General features: G+C 44.6%; 11 protein-coding genes and 1 tRNA gene. 8 read left to right on the top strand and 4 right to left on the bottom strand.

What is annotated here, in order from left to right; translation table 11 throughout:
• Window positions 1-79 precede the first annotated feature (79 nt).
• The 8 genes from D2U88_RS02790 to D2U88_RS02755 all read left to right on the top strand — a co-directional run bounded on the left by D2U88_RS02790 (window position 80) and on the right by D2U88_RS02755 (window position 5799).
• Window positions 80-427 carry a plasmid mobilization protein gene (locus tag D2U88_RS02790; protein WP_119638764.1) on the top strand — a complete coding sequence of 116 codons (348 nt, stop codon included), beginning with the start codon at window positions 80-82 and terminating at the stop codon, window positions 425-427.
• Window positions 417-1466: a relaxase/mobilization nuclease domain-containing protein gene (locus tag D2U88_RS02785; protein WP_119638763.1), complete on the top strand. Its 1050-nt coding sequence runs from the start codon at window positions 417-419 to the stop codon at window positions 1464-1466. Before D2U88_RS02790 ends, D2U88_RS02785 begins: the two co-directional genes overlap by 11 nt.
• Before the next feature lie 11 nt (window positions 1467-1477).
• Window positions 1478-1768: a hypothetical protein gene (locus tag D2U88_RS02780; protein WP_119638762.1), complete on the top strand. Its 291-nt coding sequence runs from the start codon at window positions 1478-1480 to the stop codon at window positions 1766-1768.
• Between the two features lie 134 nt (window positions 1769-1902).
• Entirely contained in the window at window positions 1903-2100 is a 198-nt protein-coding gene (locus D2U88_RS02775) for a hypothetical protein (protein ID WP_119638761.1), read from the top strand.
• Between the two features lie 205 nt (window positions 2101-2305).
• Window positions 2306-3121, top strand: a complete 816-nt coding sequence (locus D2U88_RS02770) for a Fic family protein (protein WP_147378507.1) — start codon at window positions 2306-2308, stop codon at window positions 3119-3121.
• Between the two features lie 14 nt (window positions 3122-3135).
• Window positions 3136-3945 carry a Fic family protein gene (locus tag D2U88_RS02765; RefSeq protein WP_119638759.1) on the top strand — a complete coding sequence of 270 codons (810 nt, stop codon included), beginning with the start codon at window positions 3136-3138 and terminating at the stop codon, window positions 3943-3945.
• Window positions 3946-3974: 29 nt separating this feature from the next.
• On the top strand, window positions 3975-4172 hold the full coding sequence (locus D2U88_RS02760; RefSeq protein ID WP_147378506.1) for a hypothetical protein: 198 nt from the start codon (window positions 3975-3977) through the stop codon (window positions 4170-4172).
• Between the two features lie 10 nt (window positions 4173-4182).
• The gene (locus D2U88_RS02755; RefSeq protein ID WP_119638788.1) at window positions 4183-5799 is read left to right on the top strand and encodes a recombinase family protein; all 1617 of its coding nucleotides are present in this window, start codon (window positions 4183-4185) and stop codon (window positions 5797-5799) included.
• Here D2U88_RS02755 and D2U88_RS02750 read toward each other — a convergent pair.
• From D2U88_RS02750 to ftsA, 4 genes are all read right to left on the bottom strand, one after another.
• A tRNA-Arg gene (locus D2U88_RS02750) sits at window positions 5753-5826 on the bottom strand. The genes D2U88_RS02755 and D2U88_RS02750 overlap by 47 nt on opposite strands.
• Window positions 5827-5835: 9 nt before the next feature.
• Window positions 5836-6288 (bottom strand): GatB/YqeY domain-containing protein, encoded by a 453-nt coding sequence (locus D2U88_RS02745; RefSeq protein ID WP_119638757.1) that lies wholly within the window; start codon window positions 6286-6288, stop codon window positions 5836-5838.
• A gap of 100 nt (window positions 6289-6388) precedes the next feature.
• Window positions 6389-8377: a cell division protein FtsZ gene (gene ftsZ, locus D2U88_RS02740; protein WP_119638756.1), complete on the bottom strand. Its 1989-nt coding sequence runs from the start codon at window positions 8375-8377 to the stop codon at window positions 6389-6391.
• A 26-nt stretch (window positions 8378-8403) separates the two neighbouring features.
• Window positions 8404-9732, bottom strand: coding sequence for a cell division protein FtsA (gene ftsA, locus D2U88_RS02735; RefSeq protein WP_119638755.1), 1329 nt, complete (start codon window positions 9730-9732; stop codon window positions 8404-8406).
• Window positions 9733-9735: the final 3 nt, after the last annotated feature.

Raw genomic sequence — 9735 nt, 5'->3', positions numbered from 1 at the left:
AGCAAGTTGTGTTTTTGTAAACAAAAACTGCGCACTTCGTTTACAAGTGACCTTTTGAACAATACCAAATTCATGGAAAATGGCAAGACCTAGAAAGGACATATCAAAACAAAGGACGATTGTCATCGCCTTCAGGGTTTCACAAAGCGAATACTTGATCATTACCAAAAATGCGGAGACAATCGGATTGTCCACGGCCGAATATATCCGGAGAAAATGTACTGGAAAATCCCTGCCGACCAAAAAGGTAAATCCAATGGACCGGAAACTTTTTGTCGAGCTGAGCAGGGTGGGAAACAACCTGAACCAGCTTGCCAGGGTCTCGAACTCAGGTATCCGTGCCCCGTTCAGTATATCCAAACAATTGGGGGAGGTAAAAATGTTGTTGCAACAGCTCAAATCAAATATCTCGAACAATGATAGGTAAGATAACTATAGGAAAAGATTTCTATGGTGTTCTGGTCTACAATGAAAAAAAGGTAAACGGAGGAATAGGATATGTCATCGATTCCAATATAGAGCATTCCACAGCGGTAAACATGACACAGGAATTCAATTTGATCAGGCAATTGCGTCCGGGACTTGGGAATGCGGTCCTTCATGTTTCCTTGAACCTGCCACATTCGGAGCAATTGAACGATAAGGAATTCGCTTCAATAGGATGTGACTATTTGATGAAAATGGGTTTCGATAACAACCAGTTCATTATGTACCGACATACGGACACGAAGCACGAGCATATCCATATAGTGGCCAATAGGGTCAGGTATTCGGGCAGATTGGTAAGTGACAGCAACATTAAAAGAAGGAGCCGGGAGGTGATCAATGATCTGGAGAGGAAATATGGACTGACCCAAATTTCAACAAAAGCCACTGCAACTAAATCACTTGACCAAAGAGAAATCGAGAAAACCCTAAGAACTGGCAATGTGCCCATCAAACTTATCCTTCAGGATAAAATTGGTTTAGCAATCGAAAAAGCATCGAATACGTCTGAATTTATTTCAATGCTCGAATCGAACGGTATTTCGCCCAGGTTCAATATAAGCAAGACCACGGGCAGGGTCTCGGGCATATCGTTCAACTATCAGGGCATAGTGTACAAAGGCAGTACGCTCGGCAAAAAATATTCATGGAACAGTATCGTAAAACAAATCGATTATGGGCAAGACAGAGACCGTTCAATTATACTATCAACTAATGGAAAAGAACGGGGAACTGATAGAGCTAGTGAAGGAAACCTTGGAACAGCAATCAAACCTGAACAAAGAAGTGAGGGAGTTGCAAAAGGCACTGAAGATCCTGCTCAACAATCAAAAGGTCATGTGGGAAAAACTGAGGGAAATGGAATGACCGGGCCTTTGGCAAATGAAACGGACTGGACCCCTTTCAAACTGGAACTCAGTGACCATGGTGCGAGGAAAAAGTCCAAAAGAAAGAAAAAAAGGAAAGGGCTGGGCCTGTAGAACTTAAACTTATGGAAAATAACAACAAGCAAGAATCTTCGGGACTGTCCCCCTCCGAGATCCAGGTATTGGAAATGATACGCAGCAAAAGGTTCCTGTCCATCAAACTGATCATCAAGAACGGGGAGGTCGATATCATTGAAGGTCTGGAACGGTTGGACATAGGGGAGCGTATCATCGATATGTTGAAACAGCACGATTTTCAAAATCTGGAGATCAAACAAAGCAATGGTAAGATCGTCTGTGTGAACAGGATCTTTAGAAAAAAGATCGACCCTGTCGCAAAAACCAAAAGTTGTTGACCGACAACTCATAAGAATGGAATAAAACAATGATCCCACAAGGGATCAGATCGATTAAAAAAGGTAAATTAAAGCCTGCTTTACAAATACGGTAGTGACCTTCAAGATTCAGGAGCTATTGCCATTTATAGGAAATGTCAAACCCGACCATTGAGCTAAGGCGGAAAAACAGAACATTCAACAGTACATGGCTCAAGACTTATAAAGGTTTTGAGGATTGTTCGGAGGAAGAAGCGAAAAAGATCGTGGAACAACTCCGGGAACTCGCCGACATAGTTTGCCGCCATGTCCAAAGAACAGAGCATGAACGTACCGATCAAAAAGGCTTTTGACTTTTTTGCAAAGAACAGGGATAAAGTTTTAAATTAGATTGCCATAAAACAATATAATAGGAATTAAAAGGAATGTTGACCACAAGTGGTGAACGGGCCAAACATTTAAGGCCATTTTGAAAAGGAATGTTCTGGAGTGGTATATCGTGGATATATCATTTTAGTGCTTGGTGCAAAGGCAAAAGCCATAAAAAACAATGGAACCATGAAAAAAGCCCTCAAAGAGCTGATCGATATAAAGGAAAGGTACCTGGAACTGTCCAAGGGCGTTTTGAACTACGACAAGTTCAACCAATATGCCATTACCCATCACAGTACCGTGATCGAAGGGTCGACCCTCTCATTGGAGGAAACGTTCATTTTGCTGGACAAAGGCCTGACACCCAACAACCGTCCATTGGAACACTCCCTAATGGCCACGGACCATCTCAAGGCTCTCAAGCTGATCGTCGAGTGGGCCGAGTCCAAAAAAATCCTTGAAAGCAGGGATGTCCAAGAACTTTCGGCGACCATAATGAACGGTACCGGTTCCAAGATATCGACCATGGCAGGGGATTTTGATTCGTCCAAAGGGGATTTCAGAAAGGCGACTGTCAGAAATGAGGATAGGATCTTTATGGATCAGGCCAAAGTTCCCGGAGAGGTCGATCGCCTAATGCGGGAACTGTCATCGACCATCAATGGGAAAAAGGACTTTGTTGACAGCAACCTACTTGCATTTGACATCCATTTCCAGATGGTTTCGATACATCCCTTTGCCGATGGCAATGGAAGGCTCTCCAGATTATTGATGAACTATGTGCAACTTTTTCATGACCACCCTATGACGGTAGTTTTTCCGGAAGACAGGAGACAGTATTTTGATGCCCTGGAAAACACAAGGAAAGCCGAGGACATTTCAATATTCAGGAATTTTATGTTCCATCAAGCAAAAAAATATTTTGAACGGGAAATAGGAATTTTGAGCAAGGAGCAAAAACGTTCCAAATCAAAAGACCGTGGAATATCATTTATCTTTTGAACTATAAGTTACCGATGGGAACAATACAGGAAACATTTCGGAAGTACAAGGCGTTGAACCTCACGATGTCGTTCGAGGAGGAAAGGGAAATGCTTTTCCGTTATGTCCATTTGACCAATAAACTGGAGGGCAACAAGCTCACCTTGGCACAGACCACCCAATTGCTGTCCACCGATACCATTTCGGGGAACAACATCAGGACAAAGGACATTTTGGAACAAAAGGGAATGTACAGGGCCTTGGTACGAATGCTCAATGCCGTTGGGGCCAAGGAGGAACTCTCCACATCCCTGATGATAGAATTGAACTGGTTGGTGATAGGCAACCTATGGAAATTGGACGATTTCTATATCGATGCCAAACAAAAGGGCCAGGAACCGGGCAATTTCAAGGTGGGCAACAACCTTATCCAAATAAGTCGGGGCGGCAAGGTGATCGAACGTATGAAACCCTTGAGCTCTCCCGATAATGTTTCCGAGAACATGGACAGGCTGGTGGCACAGGTCGAGAAAAGTACCGCATCTGAAATCAAGAAGGCGGCCTTTTTGGCACAGGAACTTTGGCTCCACCAACCCTTTGTGGACGGCAACAAAAGGACCGGAAGACTACTGATAAATTTTTTGACGATGAAGAAGGGTTTTCCCCTGTTCGTGTTCGACGACAAGAGCATCAATTACAATTCGACATTGGTGGAACAATATTTGGAAAACAGACCGGGACTTGTTGAACGGTACATCGAGGACGCATTGTTGAAAAGAATGAACAAGGCCATTGACCTCAAACAGGATAAAGGGAAGGACAGGGGGTTCAGAATGGTTCTTTAAAGTATGGTCCGACCATGGAAAATGATGAGTTGAAAAATATCAGATCATGGTTTGGCTCTTTGCCCGAAAAGAGAAAATTTGAGATCCATCAAGCTGCACGCCTGACCTATAATTCTTGTGCCATTGAGGGCAATTCCTTATCTGAAAACGAAACCTTCAATCTGATAGTCAGTGAATTGTACAAAAGGGAAGTCGGAAAATCCAATAAAAACGAAAAGTCAAGATAAACTTCAACATATGAACTTAGAGGTATTCGGTCAATTTGCGAAAAAGGAAAAGGGAAGGGTCATAGGAAAGAACAATACGGCCGTTATCTACACCCGTGTCTCCAGTAAGGAGCAATTTGACAACAATGCCAGCCTGACGACCCAACTCAAATATTGCCAAGAATATGCAATCAGAAAAGAATTGGAAGTATTGGAATATTTCGGGGGAACCTATGAATCTGCCAAGAGCGATGAGCGCAGGGAGTTCCAAAGGATGCTCAGCTATGTCAAAAGGAGAAAGAACATCGGCTATATCATCGTCTATTCCTATGATAGGTTTTCCAGAACGGGTGCGAACGGTGCCTACATCAGCGAACAGTTAAAAAAGCAGGGGGTGGCCGTTATCTCGGCCACCCAGGAAATCGATGTGACCACGAGTGCGGGTACGTTCCAAGAAAACCTGTACCATATGTTCTCCCACTTCGACAACCAAATCCGTAGGGACAAATCCATTACTGGAATGCGGGAGAAGCTGCGAAGGGGGCATTGGACGGGAGCCTACCCATTTGGATACACCAATACGAACCCCGGGAAAGGGAAGATCCCGAATTTTGTGATCTCGGAGGAAGGAAAATTGCTGAAACAGGCTTTTTTATGGAAGGCAAATTCCAATATGTCACATGTCGAGATTGCAGAACGACTTAAAGACAAGGGCCTGGGCATACGTGCAAAAAGGTTGACCGACCTTTTCAGGAACCCCTTCTATTGTGGACTTATCGTGAACAGCCTTATTCCCGGTGAAGTGGTCCATGGGAAACACGAGGCCCTGATATCGAAAGAAATGTTCCTGAAGATCCACAATCTGCTCCATGCAGGTGAACCACCCAAGAAATATTCGTTCGATGACGAAAACCTGCCATTGAAAATGTTTGTCAGATCTTCGGTCTGTGGAACGCCCTACACTGGATATATAGTCAAGAAAAAGGGCCTGTACTATTATAAGAACAGACGTAAGGGCAGCAAGGAGAACAGAAGTGCCAATAAGCTCCATAAAGAGTTCCTGAATGTATTGGGCAGGTTTACAATTGCGGACAAAAAGTATATCGAGCCTTTGACCGATATCATACACGACACCTTGATCGATAAAAACCAAGAGGCACTTGAGGATCAAAAGCGGTTGGCCAAAGAACTCGGCCAACTTAAAGAAAGGATGGACACATTGGAGAGAAGATATGTCGTGCTGAACGAGGTCACAAAGTCCCAATATGATCTTTTTATGCCGGAACTAAAAGCCAAGCAAAGGGAACTGGAGGTAAAAATGGAGAATACTGGAATAAATAGTTCGAACCTCAAAAAATCCATAAAATTGGCACTTGGCCATGCCTGTAATCTACCTAAATTGTGGAAGTTAGGGGATTTGGAAACAAAAAGGGCCATACAATATATGGTCTTCCCCGATGGGATTGGGTATGACTTCAAAAACAAGGCAGTTCGAACTTTTCGGGTCAATGAGATTTTTGGCGCAATCTCTTTGTTCACAGGGGATTTGAAGGGCAAAGGAAAAGGGGACTTCCACTCGATCTGTAGAAAATCCCCTTTAGTGACCCAGGGAGGATTCGAACCCCCAACCCTCAGAGCCGAAATCTGATATTCTATCCAGTTGAACTACTGGGCCATAAAAATATTAAGAACTAAGTTTTGCCTTTACGATGCTTGAAATGGTCTTGCCATCAGCTTGCCCGGCCAATTCCTTGGAAACAATGCCCATAACCTTACCCATATCCTGCATACCCGAAGCACCAACGGTTTCAATAGTTTTGACAACCACTTTTTCAATTTCTTCCTCGGACAATTGTTCGGGCAAGAATTTCTCGATCACCGCCACCTGTGCAAGCTCTGGTCCTGCCAAATCCTCACGACCTTGTTGTTGGTAGATGGCCGCACTGTCCTTTCGTTGTTTCACCAACTTTTGGATCAGTTTCACTTCTTCTTCCTCTGAAAGGTCAGCACCGGCACCTGTTTCGGTTTTTGCCAGCAAAATAGCGGATTTAATGGCGCGCAACGATTCCAAGGCAACGGTATCCTTTGCCTTCATTGCGGCCTTCATCTCTGTCATTACCTTATCCTGCAAACCCATTTCTATCTATTTTGGGCTGCGAAGATAAAAAATAAACCCGAAAGTATTTCACTTCCGGGTCTATGCTTTCCATTAAAAATGGATGTTAATTTAAACACTACTAATCAACATTATCGTGTAGGAACGAGTTGTTGGAACGCAACTGTAGGTCATCGTTGCTATCCTCACTCAATGTGGTCCTGGATACTTTTTGCTCCCTTGGCACATCGTTCAGGTCCACCCCTTGTCTTTTGTAGGCAGGCTGCTTCTCAATCTCGTCGATGCTGCTCCTGTTGTTCTGGAACTTATAGTTGAAATTTTTCAGTTTTCTTCTACGTTCATCCGCCCTTTCCCTCAAAATCTCGTTGATGGGACTGTTCATGGGATCCAAACTGTCCATGGTTTCCTCATGTTGTTGGGCCGTTTCCAATTTGATGGTCTTCTTTTCGAACACCAGTTCGTTCTCGACCATTTTGGGCTCGTGGGTCTCCGCCATGGACTTGGCACCGGTCAACTTGTTTTCCAGTTCCATGTATTCCTCCAAGTTGTATCGAGTCTCACCTTGATTTCTATATTCTAGTACAGGTTTTACCTCTACATATTCGTTCACCTTTACGTCACCGATACCATCATCCAAATTGAAAGTGATGGTATGTTCCTTTTCATCCTCTTCCTCTACTTGTGCGTTCAATGGCATATCGAAGCTTAGGGTAAACTGATCCTCATTTGCTTTTGGGGACACGACCTCGGCATCAATGACTTCAATATTGTTGATGATATTTTTGGCCTCGATAATGATGAAATCATCCTCAATATATTCAGGTACTACTTCTTCGTAGAATACATTGAAATTTCGGATATAGCTGGTAGTAGGAACCAAATCAGGATCTTGTGCCTTCATTTGGGGCTTCACCTCTTTAATTTCCTTTACTTCCTCAACCTCCTCTACTTCCAACGTATGCTTCACAATGGTAGGTTCTGGTTCAGGCTCCACCACTGGGGTTTTTTCCACTTTTACCTCTTGGACCGATGTAGCCTCAGGGGTCAAATCCTGTTGGGCGGTTTGTTCATCCTCCAGAGTATAGAAAACCTTTTTGGATTCCGTGTTCACGATATTGTCCTGCTGGTCCACATTGAAACCCGTGGCGATAACGGTAACGGCGATAGCCTCTCCTAGGCTCTCGTCCTCGCCCACACCCATGATGATGTTGGCTCCATGGCCAGCCTCAATTTGGATGTGATCGTTGATTTCCCCTATCTCATCAATGGTGATTTCCTGGGAACCAGAAACAATCAGCAACAATACATTTTTAGCGCCATTAATCTTGTTATCGTTCAACAAGGGAGAATCCAATGCTTTCATAATAGCTTCCGTGGCCCTTGCGGAACCTGAAGCCGTGGCAGAGCCCATGATGGCCGTTCCACTATTGGAAAGCACAGTCTTGGCATCCCTAAGGTCGATGTTCTGTGTGTAGTGATGTGTTATAACCTCTGCAATACCCCTTGCCGCAGTGGCCAAAACTTCATCCGCTTTGGAGAATCCGGCCTTAAACCCAAGATTGCCGTATACCTCACGCAGTTTGTTATTATTGATCACAATCAGGGAATCCACATTGGCACGCAATTTTTCAATCCCCAATTGTGCCTGTTTGTTACGCATGGCCCCTTCAAACTGAAAAGGAATGGTCACGATACCCACGGTGAGCACATCCATTTCCTTGGCCAATTTGGCCAAAATGGGTGCCGCCCCCGTACCGGTTCCGCCTCCCATACCAGCGGTGATAAAGGCCATTTTGGTGTTGTGTCCCAACATACCCTTGATCTCTTCCATACTTTCCAAGGCAGCCTGTTCCCCAACTTCGGGATTGGCCCCTGCACCAAGACCTTCGGTAAGGGAAACCCCCAATTGGATCTTGTTGGGCACGGGACTGTTCTGTAATGCCTGGGCATCGGTATTGCAGATTACGAAATCCACTCCGTTAATGCCAGCCTGGAACATGTGGTTGATGGCGTTGCTACCGCCACCTCCTACTCCGATAACTTTTATTACGTTGCTCTTGTTCTTGGGCAAATCAAAAGCGATGTTGTCAAATTCAGTATTCTTACTCATGACAGATGTGTTTCTTTATGGGGTTATTATTCTGCGTTGTCCAAAAAGTCCTTCAACTTTTCCGACCACTTATCAAATATGGATTTTCTCTCCTTGTTTGCAGACACATGTACTTGTCCGCCCATATGGTCCTGCTCCACCAACACTTTTTCCTCTTCGTGGATTTCTCCTTGCTCCAGAACCAAAGTCCTCTTTTTGGTCTCCAATGCCTTCATCAAAAGACCCACAGCGGTAGCATACAATGGGCTGGCAACCTCCTCGTCGGAATCACCTGCCAAATGCTCATTCGGGTAACCGATACGGGTGTCCATGCCCGTGATGTATTCCACCAACTGCTTTAAATGCTTCAATTGGCTTCCACCACCAGTCAAAACGATACCGGCAATCAATTTTTTCTTTTGCTCTTCGTGGCCATAGTTTTTGATTTCCACATAAACCTGCTCCACGATTTCCACCACGCGGGCGTGAATGATCTTGGAAAGATTTTTAAGGGTGATTTCCTTCGGTTCACGACCTCTTAGACCGGGAATGGATACGATTTCGTTATCCTTGTTTTCGCCTGGCCAAGCAGAACCGAATTTTATCTTCAATAGTTCGGCCTGTTTTTCGATGATGGAGCACCCTTCCTTAATGTCCTCGGTGATAACGTTGCCACCAAATGGAATAACGGATGTATGGCGAATGATGCCATCCTTGAAAATGGCAAGATCCGTGGTACCACCCCCTATATCGATAAGGGCCACGCCCGCTTCTTTTTCCTCTTGGCTCAACACCGCATCTGCAGAAGCAAGGGGTTCCAAAGTGATGCTACCTAGGTCCAGCCCGGTACTTTTAATACATCTACCGATGTTTTTGATGGACGAAACCTGGCCCACCACTACATGGAAATTGGCTTCCAATCGTCCACCATACATGCCTTTTGGATGTTTGATTTCGGACTGGCCATCAACTTTATATTCTTGCGGCAACACATGGATGATTTCTTCACCCGGAAGCATCACCAACTTGTACACTTGGTTGACCAGTTTGTCCAAATCCTCATCATGGATCACTTCCTCTGAATTAGGTCTGGTGATGTAATCGCTGTGCTGAAGGCTTCTGATGTGCTGACCGGCAATGCCCACCACCACGGAACCTATCTTCAGCCCTGAATTCAATTCGGCTTGTTCCACCGCTTGTTGAATGGAGGAAATGGTCTGGGTGATGTTGTTGACCACACCACGGTGCACTCCCAAGCTTTTGGACTTTCCAGTGCCCAGTATCTCAATTTTTCCATACTCATTTTCCCTACCAATGATCGCTACGATCTTGGTAGTTCCAATATCCAACCCTACTGAATAATTACCCTGTTCCATACT

It is taken from the genome of Flagellimonas aequoris, from assembly GCF_003584165.1.
Lineage (GTDB): Bacteria > Bacteroidota > Bacteroidia > Flavobacteriales > Flavobacteriaceae > Flagellimonas > Flagellimonas aequoris.
This window is presented reverse-complemented; position numbering and strand designations above follow the sequence as displayed.